Below are 17,950 nucleotides of genomic sequence, written 5' to 3' on the forward strand. Positions count from 1 at the left end.
GCTCAATCGAGCGGAATGACGCGGCGGAACGTCTGGATGCCTCCGCTGCCGGCCGCCCGCACATCGAACGCCAGCTCCAGCCCCGTCGCATTCGCGCGCGCGGATGCAACCGTCGGCAGGCTGCGCCATCCCTGCCCCGGCTCCCACGCGCGCACCCGCGACGCGGCCACATCGTTCAGCACCGCGACGCGCGCACCATCGTCCGGCGCGGGCAAGGGATACGAGGCCGACGCTGCCCCCGCCGCGCGATACAGCACATTGCCGCGCTGCCACCATTGCACCCGCTGCCAATGGCCGGGTGCGGCCGGCGCGGCGCGGATGATTTCCATGAAGAACGGCGGGCCGTTCTGGCGGCGCACCTGCACCGCGGGCGGCAGCAGCTCGGCGGCCGGCGGTGGCGTTGCGGCTTTCGTGTCCGCCGCATTCGTTCCCGCATCGGCTGCCGCCTGCAAGGCATCGACCTCGCGCGACGAGAGTTCGGTGGTGGCGCGCAAGGCGAGGTCGCGGTCCAACTGATCGAGCGCGCGCAGCAGCAAGGCGATGCCTTCGGTGCGCTCCTCGAGCATGCTGTTGGCACGGGTCACGCTGTCCAGGCCGCGCCACGCCATCACGCTCAGCACGGCCATGAGGGCGATGGCGATCATCACTTCGACCAGCGTGAAGCCCGTCTGCGGCAGGCGCATCGTCCGCATCATCTGACTGCCTCCAGCACGCGCGTCTGCAGCGACGCGAGGCGCCGGTCGCCATCGTCCGCAAGATAGACATCCACCGTCACCAGCCGCAGGCCATCGACGGCGGCGCCGGCTTCGAGGCGGCACACCAGCCGCACGCCGCCTTGCGGACAGGGGCCGCGCACCACGCCCGGCCCGGTCGGTCCCCGGCCGATGCGCAGCTCCGCCAGGCTGTTCTCCGCGGACATCATCGCGAGCGACTGCTGCTCCAGCAGGCCGAGGTTGGTGATGGTGAGGCTCGATGCGCGCACGATCGCAGCGAGCGCGATGCTGACGATGGTGAGCGCCATCAGCACCTCGATCAGCGTGAAGCCTGCGGCTTTGCCCTTACGCGCGCGCATGGCCTATCGGACCTCGTAGCCGCCCGCCGCATCGCGCAGCACGGTCACCGTCGCGCCGCCATGGCGCAGCACCAGTTGCCAGCGCGTGCCGATCGCCTCGGACGTGAGCAGCACCGGCCCGGCGGGCGTCACTTCCACCGGCCCCGTGCGCCACGCGGCGCGGCCGAGCATGTCGTCGCGCGCGAAGGTGTCGAGCGCGCCCAGCGTCGACACCACCGGTATCGCGCTGCCCGGTACCGGCTGCCAGGTGCCGCGCGAAAAGCGGTAGCCGTCGCTGTCCGCCTGCCAGGCGATGACGCGGCCGTCGGCGCGCACCTCGTTCTGCGCGATGGCGAAGCGGCGCACCAGTTCGTTCGCGTCGCGGCGCAGCTCGTGCGCGGGATCGGGCGCGATGGCAAGGCTGATCGCCGCCGTCGCGATGCCGACGATGACCATCACGATCATCAGCTCGATCAACGAGAAGCCGCGAGCGCGCGCGGCGGTGGCGCTGGCGGTGGTTCGCAGTGGCAGGCACACCTTCATCTCGCGCACATCAGGTTGGTTGTCGGCGGGTGGGTTGTCGAAGCCTCGTTGCCCATGCTAGGTGCGCCGTGTGACACGAAACCCCAACGGCCCTGTGATAGACATGCAGGCCAGAAGCAACCGCATCAGGAAAGCCACGATGACCGATCCCGTCAAACCACCCGCCCGGTACATCGTCAACGCGGCAGGCCTGCTGCTGGTGGTCGCAGGCGTCGCGACGTGGAGCCATCTGCTGTCGCGGCCCGCGCCGGCACCGCATGCCGCGCAGGTGCCGGCGACCGAACCCGATTCGACCGCCGATGCGCAGGCCGCATGGTTCGGCCCCGGCGAGGTCCGCGCGAACATTGCGGTCAAGGGGCTGATCAAGGGCGCGGACCACGGCGTGGCCGTGCTGGCCGTCAACGGTGCGGCGCCCAGGCCGTACCGCGTGGGCGAGGCGCTGACGCGATCGGTCACGCTCTCGGCCATCGAGGCCGGCGCGGTGGTGATCGACAAGGCCGGCGTGTCCGAGCGCATCGCCGCGCCCGTGCTGCCGCAGCCCGCGAACCCCGGCATCGTGCGCGCGGCGTCCCTCACCGCGGCGCCTTAACGCAGCGCGTCCTGGGGCCTCGCCTCGGGCGCCGAGCTCACCGAGGCCCAGGTCGACAGCGCGTGCAGCAGCCCGCGGTTGACGCGGAAGTCGCCCTCGCCGGATTCCGGAAGGTACGTATTCGAAAGGCAGCGCGTCACCACGCGCACCGCGCGCGGATCGGCGCCCAGCACCTGCAGTTCGCGCGTGAACTCGCCGCGGCCGGGCAACTCGTCGGCGAACTTCTCGAAGCCCGCGAACCAGCGAAAGAGCATGTTGTAGGTGAGGCTCTCGTGCACCTTCTCGCCGTCTTCCAGCGAGTAGATGATCTGCAGGATCAGGCACTTGAAAAGCGTCTCGGCCTCGATGCCGAACGCATGCTGGCGCTGCAGGTCGGCCAGGAGCGTGCGCTCGTAGCGCAGCGCGTCTTCCACCAGATCGTGCAGCGCCACCAGCGGGTGGCCCTGCGGCACCAGTGCGCGCAGGTTGTCGGCCTGCACCCACGCCTGGTGGCTCACGATCCAGACCCAGGGCGAGCCGTAGCGGTTGACCGCCACCGGCCCTTCGCGCGCGCGCTCGACGATCTTCGACAGCTTGGCATCCAGCTCCTGCATGGTGACCCGCATGGGCGACATCCACTTCATCTTCTGTTCCCTTCATTCCCCGAACGACTATGCAACAGGATGCGTGACGGTTGGCACGGGAGGGGCACGCGGTGCATCCGGTTCAGCGCAGCGCGCCAAGCGCCTGCCTGAGCGCGGTGTCCACCTTGCGCACCGAGACGCCGTGGCGCCGCGCCACTTCCTGGCGCGACATCTCGTGCCAGCGCAAAGCGAGCAGCACCGATTGGTGGCGTCGCGGCAGGCGCTGCATCGCGCGGTCCACCGCGGCCACTTCCGAGCGCGCCTCGGCGATGAGCTCGGGGCCGGGCTGCAGGTCGGCGATGACGTCCAGGTCCCCGCCCGCCTCGTTCGACACGGGCCAACGCTTGCGTGCGCGCAGGCTGTCCATCGCGAGGTTGCACGCGACGCGATACACGTAGGCATCGGGGTTCGCGGGCGCCTCCTGCGGCGGGCGCTCGGCCAGGCGCAGCCATGCGTCGTGCAGGCATTCGCGCGCGAAATCGGCGCAGCCCAGGTGCCGCTCCAGCCGCCGGTGCAACGAGCCGTAGTTGGCCGTGAGATGCGCCTGCAGATCCACCGCAGGCGCCACGGATGCCGCGGGCTTGGGCTCGCGCACCTCGGGCACAGGCGCCTCGGCGTGTTCGTCGAGCAGGCGCCAGAACGAAGGCGGTAGCGAGGAGAACCGGTCCGCTGCATGGCCGAAGGCCTGGAAGTCTGGAGTCATGTGGGTTGTCCGCTGAACGCCGGGCGCTTGCCGCTGGCCGGGATCTCCGGCCGAGGGAAAGGCCAAGCCTTGAAACCAAGGAAGAACGAGTGCGCCCGCCTGCCCGGGCGCCGGGCGCAGGTCAACGTTGCAGGTTGGCGCGCTCCTCGTCCGTCAGTTGCCGGCTCGCCGCGGGCGGCAGGCTGCCGCCGCCACCCAGCACGCGGATCACGCTGCGCGGGTTGTAGCTCACGGGCGTCGATGCCTTGCCGGCGGGCGCGTCGTCGTTGTTGTTGCCGCCGTTGCTGTTGTTGTTGCTGCTGTCGCCGCCACCGGCCGGCTCGTTGCCGAAGCCCAGCACGCGCACGGTGAACACCGAGGGCAAGGCCTGCCGCGCCGCCGCGCGTTCGCGCTGCATCACGTCCTGCGCGGCGATGCCGGCCTGGGAGGCCGCCGCGCTGGCGTTCGTGAGCGCCCCCACGTTCACCGAGGCGATCACCGGCAGGCCGGACGACTCACCCTTCACCTGGATGTTGGCCGCATTCACCACCTGCAGCGCCGCGATGTTCACGTTGCCCGACACGCGGATGCCGGCCTCGCCCGCATCGATGGTGCCCAGCGGCGCGATCAGGTCGACGTCGCCCGGTGGCACTTCGGCAATCGGCGCCAGCGTGGCGATGCCCGCGCCCGAACTCGGCGCCTGCGGGGACACCTCCACGTTGCCCACGGCGTCGTACACGCGCTTGGGCGGCGTGTAGAGCACGGTGGTCTTGGAGCCGCGGCCCGCGTTGATGTCGCCCTTGGCCGACCACGCGAAGATGTCGCCGCCGAAGGTGGTCATGATGCGCGAGAGGCCCAGCAGCAGGCTGCCGTCGCTGAAGAGACGGATGTCGCCTTCGCCTTGGGTCATAACGCCCGAGGTGGCCGGCGGCACCGCGCCCTGCACGCCCAGGATGATCCGGCCACCCGGCGCGAGCATCTCGATGTCGCCGCCGAATTCGGTGCGCACGCCCGAGCCACCGAACATCGTGATGTCGCCGCCGCGCGCGATCGGCTTGCCGGCCGCATCCTTCTCGGGAAAGAGCGTGGCGATCATTTCCCGGCCGCGCAGGTACGAGCCCGAACGGCTGCTCTGCGGGTCGTTGTACTCGCGCCCACCTTCGCGCAGCTCGGCGTAATACACCTCGCGCAGGAAGACGCGTTGCTGCTCCGGCGCCAGTGCATCGAAGTACGCGAGGGCCTGCGTGGTGTCGCCGCTGAAGCCATGGCGCGTGTTCAGCCATGCGGCGAGTTCCGTCTCGTAGGTCTTGGCGGCCTTGCCCGGCTGGCTCGCGAGGGACGTGCCCGCATCGGCGCGCATCGACGGATCGAGGTAGCGCGTGCGGATCGCGGACATGTCCAGGCCCGAGATGCCGGCTGCCGTGCCGACGCCCGCCGCCATCGCGATCGATGCGCCCGGGCGCGTGTCGCCCGGCACGATCGGTCCGATGGAGGCGATGCCGCCGCGGTCTTCCTGCAGCAGGTTGCGGCCTGCCGTGACTTCCAGCGTGCCGGGGCCGGCGACGTCGAAGTTGGCATAGAGGATGTCCCGGCCGGCCGAGACGATGGAGACGTCGGTCGGGTTGTTGTGCACGATCAGGTTGCCGCGCAGCTTGGCGCCGTCGAGCTCCGAAGACCCTCCGGTGGAGCCGCCGGGTGCGACGCCGGTGTTGACGATGTCGCGGCCCGCCTTGATCCACACCGGTGCGGCGGCGTTGTACCAGGTGGTCGCGCCGCCGCCCTTTTGCACCACCTCGCCCGTCTTCAGGCCGATGATGTCGCCGCCGGCCGCATAGAACCGCAGGGGCGGCGCACCTTCCGCGCGGCCCAGCGGCGCCGCGGCGCTGTTCGCGCCGAACGCGAACAGGGTCGTGGGCGCGAAGCCGCTGGTGGAGAACGCCGGGCCCTCCCGCGAGATGTTGGTCACGAGGATGTCGTTCGAATCGGTCGCCCCCACGAACGCCGGATTGAACGGTGTCGGCACGGGCGTGCCCGAACCCGACATGCCGACCGTGTACTGGCCCGCGTAGATGGACCCACCCGCGAGCATCTCCAGTTGGCCGGTGGCCGACGGCGCGAGGGTCAGGCCGTACGCGAGGGTCTCGGGCAACCCGACCGTCTGCGGCAGCGCCGCATAGCCGTAGTAGAGGCTCCCCGACAGCGCGGCCGCGCGGAAGATCGAGGGGTAGACGATCCACGCGTCCGTCGCGGTGGTCCTGATCTGGCCGTTGTCGCCCGTCGCCATGGTCGGCGTCAGGTTGCCGCCGGCCGACACCAGCTCGATCGCGCTGCGCGCAGTCCACAGCGAGAACGCGCTCTGGCCGCCGCCGGGCTGCGCCTTTCCACCGAGCTGGTAGCCCGAAGTGCTCGGCGTGGCGCTGCGGCCCGCATCGGTCGCGCCGCCCATCGCGAGGTCGCCGCGGGTCTCCAGGCGCATGGCGGTGTCGCCCGGCACGAGGTTGATGCCGCCGCGTGCATCGGCATAGGTGGCCCTGAACGGGTCCATGCCGCGCGGATCGCTGGGGTCGGAACGCTGCGCCCGGTATTGCAGGCCGAGGCTGCCGATGGAGGCGGCTGCGATGTCGCTCGCGCCGCGCAGGTTGGCGATGGCGCCGGTGAGCACGAGCGTTTCCGCGCCGGGACTCAGCTGGCGCTGCGGGTTGAGCGCGCCCGCGATGCGCATGTCGATGTCGCCGCCGCCCGTGAGCGTGAGCGCGCCGTCGGCGCCGACGCGGCCGGTGCTGCCCACCGCGACCACCAGCCCCTGGCTGCGGTGATCCACGCTCTGCCGCGCGACCTGCTCGCCGCGCAGGTCGATCGTGCCGGCCTCGCCGCCCACCCGGATGCTGACGTTGCCGCCGCCCAGGGTACCGATGCCGGTGAAGCCGACGAGGTCGGGCGTGGCGGTGGTGCTCCTGGCGTAGGTGCCGAAGTTGATCCACCACGACGTGGGAATCGGCGTGTCGACGGCCGCCGTGCCCGAACCCTGGCGCCAGAGCCAGTTGCCCGGCACCACGCTGGTCGTCGGCGCGCCGGTGATGTCGCCCACCAGGTTGCCGCCCGCGGCGATGCGCACGTTGCCGCCCTGGTCGGGATACCACGCGCGGTAGGCCGCCAGGCTGCTCGCATAGTCGAGCAGGTCGGGCTGCGGGCCGATGACCGTGCCGTCGGCGTCCTGGCCGCGCGCGCGGCTGTACGCCGCGTCGGCCGCCGTCGCCGAGCCGGCGGTGTAGATGCCGTAGAGCGAGTCCATGCGGATGTCGCCGGCGGCGGACAGGTCCAGGTCGCCGGTGCCGGTGCGCACCACGCTGAAGGCCGGCGACGCGGGCTGGCTGCCCGCGATGGAGGGCGGACCGTCGTCGGAGCATTGGGTCGGATCGATGTCGCACCAGAACAATTCGTCGGCAGACACCGGCGTGCCCGCCGGATACCCCATGAAGTTGCCTTCGGCCCACGCCTTGGCACGGCCGATCGTGTAGGCCATCACGTAGTGCGTGTCGCCCAGCCGGATGGCGGCCCTGGACGAAGGATTGAGCGCGCGCCGGTCGGCCGAGCCGAGATCGGCGCCGGCCACCAGCTGGAAGTTCCACGAGGTGGCGCCCTCGCCGAGCATCGGCGCGACGGCCCAGTTGCGCCCTTGCGCGCCGCTCGCGGCGGGCCGCAGGTTGATGGGCTGATCGTTCGGCAGCTCCACGAACGTCATCGAGGGAATGAGCGATCCGCGCGCGAGGTTGACCGGTGCCGTGGCGGTCATCTCGACCGGCAGTGCCACGCCCTTGGGCCAGGTGAGCGCGCCCACCTGCGCTGCGCCGCGCAGTGCCGTGCCCGCGCCCAGGCGCATGCCCGCCTCCAGCGTCACGGCGCCCGGCAGCACCGCGCCCGCCGCATAGGCGATGGAGCCGTCGGCGTTGTAGATGTTGGCGCCGACCACCGTGCCCGCCGACAGGCCGAGCGCGCCGGCCAGCACGGCATCCACCGGCAGCACCGTGCCTGCCGGCAGCGTCATCGCGGCGACGGTCACCCCGTAGTTGAGCGTCGATCCGGCGGGAAAGCGCGTGCCGGTGTCGAGCACCACGCCGTCGATCGGCACGACGATGTCGCCGCCGTTGGGCGTGTAGGGACCGCCGTTCTTGCGCGCCTCGGTGAGCACCCAGCCGTTGTCGTCGGGGGTCGCCGCCGGCGGCGCGAAGCCGTCGTTGATGCTGCCGTGAATGTTGAGATTGCCGGCCGCGCGGATCACCAGCCGGCCCGGCTCGCCGAAGCCGCGCCGGGCCGGATCGCCGCGGTTGGCATCGGGACCGTAGCGGAAGCCCGAGAAGTCCAGGTCGCCGTCCACCGTGAGGTCGCCATTCGGGTTGTTCACCCTGTCGCTCACGATCTGCACGCCGGGGCGCAGGTGGTAGCTGCCCAGGCCCGAGAGCCTGCCGCCCAGCGCCGCATTGGCGAATGCGGCATCGACGAAGGCCTGGCTGTCCGTGTCGATGCGCTTCAGGTAGTCCTGCGTGATGAGCTGCGGCCGGTAGCCCGACACATCGGGCAGGTCGGCCAGCGGCGCGTCGTCGTAGCTGCGGAAGGCATTCACCGCAATGGTCTTCGCGCCCTGGATCGCGGGCGTGCCGTTGACGGCGATGGCCACGTCGTTCGCGCCGACGCCGCTGGTGCCTTCGCCCGCACCGCCGGCGCGGCGTGCATTCAGGTCGAGCGTGCCGCGCGCGCGGCCATCGTTCTGGCCCGCCTGGGTGCCGACGGCCACGTCGGTGCCGGCGCGCAGGTCGATGCGTGCGCCGCCGCCCAGGGTCAGCGTGCCTTCGGTGCTGGTGAGGTCCACGATGGCCCGGTTGGGGCTGTCGATGATCTTGCCGTAGCTGTCCACGCGCAGGCCCGTGCCATGCGCATCGAGCGTGCCGTTCACCGTGAGGTCGTTGCGCGCCGCCAGGTGGATCGAGCCGACCTGGTAGCCGCTCGCGTCGATGCGGCCGTCCACGCGCAGGCTGCCGCCGTCCATCGCGATCGACACCTCGCGCGCCTTCACCTCGTCGCCCACGGCGAGGTCGCCCTGCTTGACCTGGAAGCGGCGCGCACCGAACACACCGCCGGCGTTCAGGCGGCGGTTGAGGCCCGCGAAGTCGTCCAGGGTCTGCGCGCGCACCGTGAATTCGCCCGCGTCGTGAGGCACGACCGTGCCGCCCGCGTCGTAGCTGCCGCTGCTGCTGCCCAGGACCGTGCCCGCGAAGCCGACGCGGCCCGCGCCGGCGCCCAGGGCCGTGGCCTCGATCGTGCCGCCGCGGTTGTGGCGCGCGGACACGTCGATGACCGAGCCCGCGGCCTGCGCGATGTTGCCCGCCTCGCTGGAGAGCACGAGGTCGCCGCCCCGGCTGTACTTGTCGACATCGAACAGCGCGGTCTTGCGGCCCGACAGGTCGATGCGCGAGCCGGCGCCGAGCACGACGTCGCCGGCCGCTGCGAGCACCAGCCGCCCGGAGGGCAGCACGACGCTGCCCTCCAGGTCGACGCTCTTCCCCCTCAGTTCCAGTGTGGCGCCCAGCGCATCGCTCGATGCCGGCGCGCCCGTGCCTTCGGGCGAGGCCACCAGGATGGCGCCGCCCGCGGTGATCCGCGTCGTTGAGGCGGCCTGCCCGGTGACGAGCGGCGAGGTGATCGTGAGGTTGCCGCCCTCGTTCGCATGCCCCTGGCCGGGCACGTACGCGCCCTGCCGGTGGTACACCGACAGCGCGCTCTTGCCATCGGAAGTGAAGCGCTCGGTGGCCGTCAGCTTCACGTCGGCAAAGCCCAGCGCGAGCCGCGCATCCGTTTCGATGCGGGTCGGTTGCGCGTAGGGGCCATGGCCGAGCACGATCGACCGGGCGGCGATGTCGAGCCGGCCCTCGCCCAGCAAGCCGGGCATCGCCGCGCCGGGTTCGTTTTCCGAGCCGGTCCAGACGAACTCGCCGGCGCGGATCGCAGCCACGTCGCCCGCGGCGCCATAGCCGTAGATGGCGGGGGTGCCGAGCACCAGCCGGCCGAGGCTGGAGGCATCGAGGCTGGCCGCGCCAAAGATGTTCACCGCGTCCCGCGCATTGAGCGCCAGGGTCTCCAGCGCCGAGGCGCCCGTGGCCGTGTTGCCGGCCAGCAGCCGGTCGAGCCTTGCCTGGTCGAGCACCAGGCCGCGCGGCAACTGCCCGCGGGCAGCCGCGGCGGCAATGCTCGCATCCTCGCCCAGGTTCACCGCGGCGAGCGCCAGCACGAGGTTGCGCGTGCCGTAGGAGACCTTGTCGGTCAGGGCCAGGGCGCCGTCGGTGGCGATCGCGAGCGTGCCTTCGGACACCAGCCGCGCCTCGCCGCTGCAGGCCGCGCTCACGCAGCTGCCGACATTGACCGTCACGGGCTGAAGATCCGCACTCGCCGGCGCCAGCATCAGGTTGAACCAGCCGTTGGACAGCGCCAGCACGCCGTTGCCGGAGAACACGTAGCCGTCGTTGGAGTCGTAGGCGAAGGCCCGTCGGCCGACGGTGCTGATCGATGCTCCCTGCTCGATGGTGATGACCGGGTCGCCAGCATTGCTCGGGCCGCTCGCCAGCACGATGTCGGCGGCCGACAGGTGCGCGCCGCTGCGCACGACGAGGCTGCCGCCGCCGGCGATGGTGGCCACGCGTCCGGCCTGCCCATAGACGGCGTCGATGCTGCCGTTGATCACCAGCCGCGCGGCGCCCAGCCGGTTCAGCGCTTCGTCGTGGACGGAGGCGCCTTCCAGCCCCGTGGCGGCCGTCTGTCCGGCGCCCAGGATCTCGCGCACGTTGCGGACATTCACGGTCCCGCCGAAGCCCTGCGTTCCGGCCTCGGCGCCCAGGCGCAGTTCGCCGTCGAACGCAAGCCCGGTGCGCACGGTGTCCTCGTCCGCGGGCTTCGCCAGGAAGACGTCCAGCGTCTTCGCATCCGAAGTGAGCATGCCGCGCAGGAAGCCGCGCCGCTCGGCATCCGCGAGCACGAAGGCGTTGTAGCCCGACTCGTTGTAGCTTGCGTGGCGGCGCACCTTGTCGCCCGGGGTGACCAGGACCTGGGTGGGCACCGCATCGCGGATCGCCGTGTGCGCCACGCCCAGGTAGCCGGGCGCGAGGTACGAGCCGTTGCCCACGCCGCTCGCCCCCGCCAGGCCGATGCCGTCGGCCGCGCCGATCTCCACCCGGAACGCGCCCGGCAGCAGCGCGTAGTTCGACGGCATCAGCGTGTAGGTTCCCGCGGGCAGGCCGGGAATGCCCGCCGGCACGGTGATCTGCCGGCCGATGCCCGGCGTGCCGAAGCCCGCCTCGGGCGCCACCGGCGCATACCGGGCGGCGCTGCCCGGCACGATGGCATACACCGCGTTGCCGGCACTGCTGTAGCTGTTGGCGGGGTTCGCATTGGCGAGCGGCGTGTTCAGCACGTCGACCGAACCGCCCCGCCCGCTCACGAAGCCGGCGCCCGAGAGCGCGCCGCCGCCCGACAGGTCGAGCACGGCGCCGCCCTGTGCATCCAGGTGCCTGGCCACCACCGAGATGCCACGCGTCGACGCGCCCACGCCGTCCAGTTGCACGGGCTTGCCGTCGTACGCATAGCTCAGGCCGTCGACCGTGCCGCCGTAGGGCATCGCGAGCCCGGCGCCGCTGACCGAGGTGATGCTGCCCGCAAGCAGGTTCACGCGCTCGGTCACCGCGCCGGCCCCCGCACCGGTTCCCAGCGTCAACAGGCCCAGCGGCGCCCGAACGATGCCGCCCTGCTCGACGGTCTCGGCCTCCAGGCTGAGACTGCCGAACACCGAATAAGGCATGGCGACGTCGCCTTCGCCCTGGCGGCGGATGGAAAGAACGCTGCCGGGCAGGTAGCGCACGATGCCGTCGACCGACTGGTACCCGGCCTGGACCGTGGCCCGCGCGCCCGTCGTCGGGTAGATCTGTTCGGCGGCGAGCGCGAGGTTGCCCGTCGTCGCGAGACTGCCTCCCAGCATGCGGATGTCGCCCCGGCTCGTGAACTCGGCGGCGTTGAACCCGCGCCGGTCCACCGTGTAGCGCGAGGTGCGCAGGTCGAGTTCGGCATGGGTGCCGAAGCCAACGGTGTCGCGCACGTCGATCAGGTCGGCCAGCACCGAGAACGTGCCGTCGGTGGGTTGCTGCGACGGGCCGCCGGCCCAGTCGGCCCGGGGCATGGTGAAGCCGTCGGGCGCGGTCAGGGTCGTGCCCGCCAGGCGCACATACGGCGCCGACAGCGACACGTTCGTTCCCGCGAGCGCGTTCTCCGCATGCGCATAGGCGCCCGCGTAGAGGCGCAGGCTCTGGCCCATGCACAGCGCCACGTCGCCATCGAAGCTCAAGGGGCCGTTGGCGAGGATCGACAGGTTGTCGAAGCCGCCGGCCTCGATGCGGTCCACGCCGATGCGCGCCGTGCCGGTGACCAGTTGCTGCTTCGCATCCGGCCGGACCAGCCCCGCCGCGAGCAGGCTGTCGCCCTGCTCCTGCGCGAGCACCAGCTCGCGATGCCGCAGCACCTCGCCGCGCGTGGTCGACGTGGGGTAGATGGCCGATTCGAGCGCAAGCCCCAGCGTGCCGCCGGCCGCGCCGGCGCCGCCGGCCGTCGCGCGCAGCGTGCCGTCCAGGTAGAGCCCTTGTACGGACTTCAGCACGATCGAGCCGCCGTCGGTGGCCACCTGCATCGGCGCGAAGTTGCGGTCGATGCTGTCCACCGCGCGGTCGAACGTGGCGCTCGTTCCCGAGGCATCGAGCAGTGCGCCCGGGCGAATGACGACGAAGGCATGGGGCGCGACGGCCCGGCCCTTCTCTTCCCAGTCGAGCGCACCGCCGATGCGGATGGTGCCGCCGTCAGCCGCCTGTCCGTAGCGCCGGCCGTACACGTCCTGCGCGGTGGCGGCGCGTGCCGCGACGTCGAGCACCGCGCGCTCGCCGATCCAGAACAGGCCGGGCGCATCGGGGATGCCGCCGCCGTCGATGGCGATCGTGCCGCCCGGTGCGGTGAGCCGGCCGTCGACGGTGACATCGCGGCCGTACAGCGTGATCGACTGGCCGGGGTCCACGGTAATGGCGGCGCCGGCACGCACGTCGACCGGGCCGCTGGTGCCGGTCGACGTGCCCGAGCCTGTGCCCGATTGCAGCGTGAGGCTCGCGCCGCGGCGCTGGGTGAGTACACCTTTCAGCGCATCTTCCTGCCAGAGCGGCGGCGTCCAGAGTTCGAGCGCGGTGGCGGGGTCGCTGCCGGTGGCGGCCGTCCTGGACGCATCGGTGAAGCGGTAGACCGGCATGCGTACATCGAGCGCGGCGTTGTCGGCCACGGCCACGCCAAGGCGGCCGTTGAAGTCGTAGTTCGCAAAACCGGACTGCAGCAGGCCGGCGCCGACCGACAGGCTCGCGCTCGTGACCACCGGCTGCAGGAACACGGCGCCGGCGGCGATGCGCGTGCCGCTCGCGATGGCGAAATCCGCCGGCGCGGCACGGCCCGCGGCAACCGTGACCGCCTGGGCCTCGACGCCGAAGCCGTTGGGAAACACATGGCTCGGGACAACGTAGTCCACCGGGAATCCCGCGGCAGCACTGGTCATGCGTATCACCGTGGCGCCCGCCGGGACTGTCTCGCTCTCGCGGCCGTCTCCCGTCCGGAAGGCCATGAATGACCGCTGTTGGCCGTCGACGATCGCAAACACCGTGTAGCCGCTCGTTCCCCTGGCATCGGGAAGCCGCCAGTCGGCGGCCAGCGTCACGGCCCCTGCCGCGTCGTCGAACAATGGCGGGCTGGACACGGCTTCTCCGGGCAGCGCGCGCGTGCGTTCGTAGCTGTAGTCCACCGGCAGGATGTCGCCGGCGCGCACCTGGTAGTTCTGCAACAGGATCGCGTCCAGCGGCGCCGCTTCGCCCGCGCGCAGCACGCCGTCGGCGCCTTGCACCTTGCCGCCGACCACGATGCCGCTGCCCGACACCATCCGGAGGGTCCCGCCGCCGTTCACGCCGTAGCCGCGGATGTCGCCATCGACCGTGAGCAGCCCGTTGGTCGCAGCCCCCGCAGCGCCCGCGACCTGCGCGTCCGCCGCGAGGCTCACGTCGCCGCCGCGTCCGCCGCGCGCCTTGCCGTTGGCCAGCAGCGCGCCGCCCGAGGACACGTCCACGAGCGAGCCGGCCGCAAGCGTCACCGCGCCGGTGCTGTCGATGCGCACCGATCCGCCGTCCGGGGATGCCAGGGCCTTCGTGTCGCCCGGCGCGAGCTGCAGGTTGCTCCAGAGCCCGCGCGCGTCGAGCGTCACGCCCCGGGCAACGACCACCTCGGTCGGCTTGCCCTCGTCGGCCGCGAGCACGCTCGCCACCGGCGCGCCTGCCGCGGTCACTGCATCGAGCACGTTGCCCAGCGCGATGGCGCCGCCACGGGCCGTGAGGCCGGCGTTCACCGTCACCTGCGGCGCATGCAGCGCGATGCGGCCGCCGGGCGCGACCTCGAGTGCCTCCTCGACCTTCACGCTGTCGCCGGCCGCGGCCATCACCGTGCCGAGGCCGAAGCCGCTCAGCCGCTCGCTGTCGAGCAGGAGCGCGTCGCGGCGCGCCTGCGGCAGCGCGGTGTCGGGTGCCAGCGCGGCGCCGGCATCAGGCTGCGCGGGGCCGAACACGATGGTGTCGAACGTGGGCACGAGATTGTGGAAGACGCCCACCGGGCCGGCCTTGGCGTCGCCGTTGTAGGCCGCCTCGTAGCGCCCGAGCACCAGTTGCCCGGCTTGCGCCGCCGCGTTGTGCGACTGGGCGTAGCCGTCCAGGCGCGCATCGGCGCGCTCGACCTGCCGCGCGCCCTGGAAGGCGTGGGCGGTGATGTCGCCGTCGAGCACCGCGGCGCCGGTGGCCACCACCAGCCGGCCCGCGTCGCGGCCCACTGTGTAGCCGTTCTCCAGCCGCTGCTGCGGCCCGATCAGCGGGTTGTAGAAGTAGCCGGTGGTCTTCTCGCCCCAGCGCTTGTGCGTGTCTTCATAGCCTTTGTAGAGGCCGGTGTAGGCGACGTCCGCGGGCGCGTTCGACACTTCGTACAGGCGCCCGCCGGGCCCCTTGAGCCAGCTCTGGCGGATGAAGCCGGTCTGCACGTCCAGTGTGCCGCCCGAGAGGTTGATGTTCGATCCGGCCTGCGTCACCAGTTCGCTGCCCGCAAAGACGACGCTGCCGCCCTGCGCGGCCCACTCGCCGATGCCGTGGCCCTGCAGGCCCAGGTAGCCGCCGACTTCCAGCAGGCCGCCCGGCGTGTACCAGCGCTCGCCCTCGTAGCCGCCCACGCCGGGCGCCACGCGCACGAGCTTGCGCCGGTCGATGAACACGTTGCTGCTGTTGAGCATCGAGGTGTCGCGGTTGAGCGGCGCATCGCGCTGCTCGTTGCCCTGGATGTCGATCTGCACGTTGTTGGACGACATCGCCACCTGCACGCCGACCACGCCCGAGACGTCGATGCGTGCCCCGCTGCCCACGGTGCTGCGCCCGCCGGCGGTGCCCGCGGTCACCGCGAGCTGCCCGCCGGTGGCCAGCGTGGTCGAGCCGCCCTCGAACAGCACGCTGCCGCCCGAGACGATCTCGATGCGCGACTGGTCGCGCCGGTCGTCCAGCAGCGAGAGGTTGTCGAAGGCGCCCTGCACGCCCGCGCGGCGCAGCACGTCCTGCCTCGCCGATTCGGTGATGAGCGCTTCGCGCTGGCTGTCCAGCGCGGTGCGGCCGTTCTGGCCGTCCAGCAGCACCGCGTTGACCGCGCGCCGCGTGACCGTCACGCTGCCCAGCTTGTCGCTCGCGGCATTCAGCAGGTGAATCGAGCCGCGCGCATCCACGGTGGTGGTGGCGAGCGCCACGCCGTCCTGCACCACCTGGCGTCCGGCCAGCGTGATGTCGCCCTCGGACGCCCGCAGCAGGCCGGTGTTGACGACCTTGCCCGCGAGGCTGTCGGTGTTGAACTGCGGCGCCACCTCGTTGCCGCGCGTGGTCGAGACCTGGTTCGCGGCCGTGCCCTGGCCGGGACGCACGATGAAGAAATCGCCCGCGGCCATCTGCACCTGTCCGCGCGGCGTGGTGATGGTGCCCGCGTTGCTCACCTCCTGGCCCAGCAGCAGCACGTAGCCGCCGCCCTGCTTCACCGAGCCGGGGGTGCGCGTGGCGAGCTGCGCGCCCGCCTCCACCTTCACCGCGCCGCCCGCGTCGGTGAAGCTGGGCGTGTAGCTGTCGCCGGCAAGGGCGCTGTGGATGCCGCGCGCCCTGAACTGCTCGTCGCTGATCTTCGCCGCCGCGGCCACCAGGTTGCGCGTGTCGGTCTGGCTGCTGCCGCTGAAGACGATGCCGTTGCGGTTGGCGATGAGCACCGTGCCGTCGGCCTTGATCCGCCCCTGTATCTGCGAGGGCCGCGCCTGCGGATCGTTCACGCGGTTGAGCGCCGCCCAGTCGGCCTGCTGCCTGAACTCCACCGTGGTGTTGCGGCCCACGTTGAAGGTCTCCCAGTTGAGGATGGCGCGGTCGCCGGTCTGCCGGATCGCCACGTTCGTGCGGCCATCGGCCTGCTGCGACTGCACCGGCGCCTGCGCGTTGTGCCAGCCCGCGGTGAGGCTGTTGGTATCGACCCTGAGGCCGCCATCTACCAGGCCGTCGGGAACGGACGACGGGTCGCGCAGCGCCGCCTCGCGCGCCGCCGCCTGCGCGGCCTGTTGCGCCGCGATGGCCTGCGCGGCCAGGTTCAGGTTACTGATCGAGCGCTGCAACTGCGCGTTGGCCTGTTGCTGCTGCTGCACCGGATTCGCGAGGCTCGACGCCGGCATGCCGTTCGGCAGTCGGCCGGTCTGCGCGGCGGTGGCCTGCGCGGCACCCTTGCTCGCGAACCACGCGGGGCTGAAGGCCTGGCCCGCATGGGCCGAACCCAGTGCGCCGGCCGCGGCCAGCGCCATGGCCATGGCGCGGGCGAGCGGCGTCAGGCGGAGCTCGCCATCGCCGCGGGACATGCGCCCCTCTGCAAAAGGCGGGCGCGAACGGATGCGGTGCGGATTCAAGACCATGATTGCCTGCGGCGATAGTGCGGGGACGGTGTGTCGGAAGATGCGGCGCTGCGGTCGGCGATGCGGATGTCGCGCGGCGTGCGCGCGATTCGCGGCCGGTGCGCGATGCAGCGCGCGGCCGGCAGCAGCAGCCCCCACAAGGCCATGGCCTCTCGCCAGGCCCGGGCATGCGCTGCGCTGCGCGCGCACCAGATCGCCAGTGCGCGAACCTCCTTGTCGCTTGCGCGCAGGCGGTTCAGGCGCACGATCCAGTCCAGCGCCTCGCTCAGGCAGGCGTCCTTGCTGCGAGCGTTGCTCGGCCGTTCGTCATGGGGCGTCGGTTGCATACCTCCATGACGAGCCTGCGCGAGACAACCCGTAAATTATTTTTCGGAGCGCTGCGAAAAACCGGGCTCAGCTCAGCAACACGATGCCGCCCGGCAGGCTGCGCACCTTGGCCCCGTACAGCTCGCGGATCATCACCAGCGCGTTGTCGATGCTGCGCAGCGACAACTGCATGCGCACCGGCGTGCGGCCCAGCGCCTCGTTGCGCAGGATCACCTTGCCCGGGCGATAGCGGTTGATCTCTTCGATCACGTCGGCCAGCGGCGTGCTGTCGAACGACAGCACGCCCGTGCGCCAGGTGCTGACGCTGGCCACGTCGGCGCGCACCACGTCCTGGATGCCGGCGCGGTCGTACACCACCTGCCGCCCGGCCTCGACCGAGCGCTGCTCTGCGCCCACCGAGACCAGCACACGGCCATCCAGGCAGGTCACGCAGACCTGCGGCCCGGTGTAGCGGATGTTGAAGCGCGCGCCGCGTGCCTGCAGGCGCCCGCCGCCCGTCTCCACGATGAAATCGGCGTTGCCCGCCGTCGCGACTTCCGCCTCGCCGGCCAGCAGTTCGACGCCGCGAAGATTCGCGCCGGCGCCGATGCGGTTGATGAGCGTCTGCGTGTTCATGCGCACGCTCACCTCCTCGCCCAGCGCCACCTGCCGCTGTTCGCCGGTGGCGGTGCGGTAGTCGGCCGCGAGTTCGCCGACCGAGGGCCACAGGCCCAGCGGCGGATCGACGGCCAGCACGCCCGCGGCGACCGAGGCCGCGACCGCGCCGCCCATGAAGGCACGGCGCCCCGGGGAGCGCAGGGCTGCGGACACGCCCGGCCACGGGAAACGCCTGGAGGCGCCGGCCCGCGACGCATGCCGCGCGGCCTCTTCGGCCAGCAGCGGATCGAGCGCGGACCACACGCGCATGACCTCGCGCCAGGCCTGCGCATGCGCGGCGCTCAGGGTCGTCCACTGCCGGAACGCATCGGCATCGGCGCGGGTGGCCTGGCCCGAATGCAGGCGCACCCACCAGGCTTCGGCCTGGCGTTGCAGCATGGATTCGGGATCGGGAGAAGACATGGCA

General features: G+C 71.9%; 9 protein-coding genes. 1 reads left to right on the forward strand and 8 read right to left on the reverse strand.

Features of this window, described 5'->3' with window-relative positions; translation table 11 throughout:
• Nucleotides 1-2 precede the first annotated feature (2 nt).
• Genes QF040_RS09345 through QF040_RS09355 form a run of 3 tightly spaced genes read right to left on the reverse strand, consistent with a single transcriptional unit; the run spans nt 3 to nt 1,594 of the window.
• Nucleotides 3-695, reverse strand: coding sequence for a PulJ/GspJ family protein (locus QF040_RS09345; RefSeq protein WP_429610807.1), 693 nt, complete (start codon nt 693-695; stop codon nt 3-5).
• Nucleotides 692-1,072 carry a type II secretion system minor pseudopilin GspI gene (gene gspI, locus QF040_RS09350; protein WP_429610808.1) on the reverse strand — a complete coding sequence of 127 codons (381 nt, stop codon included), beginning with the start codon at nt 1,070-1,072 and terminating at the stop codon, nt 692-694. Before gspI ends, QF040_RS09345 begins: the two co-directional genes overlap by 4 nt.
• A gap of 3 nt (nt 1,073-1,075) precedes the next feature.
• On the reverse strand, nt 1,076-1,594 hold the full coding sequence (locus QF040_RS09355; protein ID WP_429614636.1) for a prepilin-type N-terminal cleavage/methylation domain-containing protein: 519 nt from the start codon (nt 1,592-1,594) through the stop codon (nt 1,076-1,078).
• A gap of 139 nt (nt 1,595-1,733) precedes the next feature.
• On the opposite strand from QF040_RS09355, the gene QF040_RS09360 reads away from it, so the two are divergent.
• Nucleotides 1,734-2,183: a type II secretion system protein N gene (locus QF040_RS09360; RefSeq protein ID WP_429610809.1), complete on the forward strand. Its 450-nt coding sequence runs from the start codon at nt 1,734-1,736 to the stop codon at nt 2,181-2,183.
• On the opposite strand, the gene QF040_RS09365 is transcribed toward QF040_RS09360, so the two are convergent.
• The 5 genes from QF040_RS09365 to QF040_RS09385 all read right to left on the reverse strand — a co-directional run bounded on the left by QF040_RS09365 (nt 2,180) and on the right by QF040_RS09385 (nt 17,946).
• Nucleotides 2,180-2,806, reverse strand: a complete 627-nt coding sequence (locus QF040_RS09365; RefSeq protein WP_429610810.1) for a transposase — start codon at nt 2,804-2,806, stop codon at nt 2,180-2,182. The genes QF040_RS09360 and QF040_RS09365 overlap by 4 nt on opposite strands.
• 82 nt (nt 2,807-2,888) lie before the next feature.
• Entirely contained in the window at nt 2,889-3,509 is a 621-nt protein-coding gene (locus QF040_RS09370) for an RNA polymerase sigma factor (protein ID WP_429610811.1), read from the reverse strand.
• Nucleotides 3,510-3,630: 121 nt separating this feature from the next.
• Complete coding sequence (locus tag QF040_RS09375) at nt 3,631-16,506, reverse strand: filamentous haemagglutinin family protein (RefSeq protein ID WP_429610812.1); 12,876 nt, start codon at nt 16,504-16,506, stop codon at nt 3,631-3,633.
• 44 nt (nt 16,507-16,550) lie between these two features.
• The gene (locus QF040_RS09380) at nt 16,551-16,886 is read right to left on the reverse strand and encodes a FecR/PupR family sigma factor regulator (protein WP_429610813.1); all 336 of its coding nucleotides are present in this window, start codon (nt 16,884-16,886) and stop codon (nt 16,551-16,553) included.
• 67 nt (nt 16,887-16,953) lie between these two features.
• On the reverse strand, nt 16,954-17,946 hold the full coding sequence (locus tag QF040_RS09385; protein WP_429610814.1) for a FecR family protein: 993 nt from the start codon (nt 17,944-17,946) through the stop codon (nt 16,954-16,956).
• Between the last annotated feature and the right edge of the window lie 4 nt (nt 17,947-17,950).

The organism is Variovorax sp. W2I14 (assembly GCF_050435205.1).
GTDB lineage: Bacteria > Pseudomonadota > Gammaproteobacteria > Burkholderiales > Burkholderiaceae_C > Variovorax > Variovorax paradoxus_C.

Bases quoted from the DNA above. Each gene is read 5' to 3' on its own strand.
- gspI (WP_429610808.1), bottom strand. From the start codon at position 1,072: ATGCGCGCGCGTAAGGGCAAAGCCGCAGGCTTCACGCTGATCGAGGTG.
- QF040_RS09370 (WP_429610811.1), bottom strand. From the start codon at position 3,509: ATGACTCCAGACTTCCAGGCCTTCGGCCATGCAGCGGACCGGTTCTCC.
- QF040_RS09345 (WP_429610807.1), bottom strand. From the start codon at position 695: ATGATGCGGACGATGCGCCTGCCGCAGACGGGCTTCACGCTGGTCGAA.
- QF040_RS09360 (WP_429610809.1), top strand. From the start codon at position 1,734: ATGACCGATCCCGTCAAACCACCCGCCCGGTACATCGTCAACGCGGCA.
- QF040_RS09385 (WP_429610814.1), bottom strand. From the start codon at position 17,946: ATGTCTTCTCCCGATCCCGAATCCATGCTGCAACGCCAGGCCGAAGCC.
- QF040_RS09380 (WP_429610813.1), bottom strand. From the start codon at position 16,886: ATGCAACCGACGCCCCATGACGAACGGCCGAGCAACGCTCGCAGCAAG.
- QF040_RS09355 (WP_429614636.1), bottom strand. From the start codon at position 1,594: ATGAAGGTGTGCCTGCCACTGCGAACCACCGCCAGCGCCACCGCCGCG.
- QF040_RS09365 (WP_429610810.1), bottom strand. From the start codon at position 2,806: ATGAAGTGGATGTCGCCCATGCGGGTCACCATGCAGGAGCTGGATGCC.
- QF040_RS09375 (WP_429610812.1), bottom strand. From the start codon at position 16,506: ATGTCCCGCGGCGATGGCGAGCTCCGCCTGACGCCGCTCGCCCGCGCC.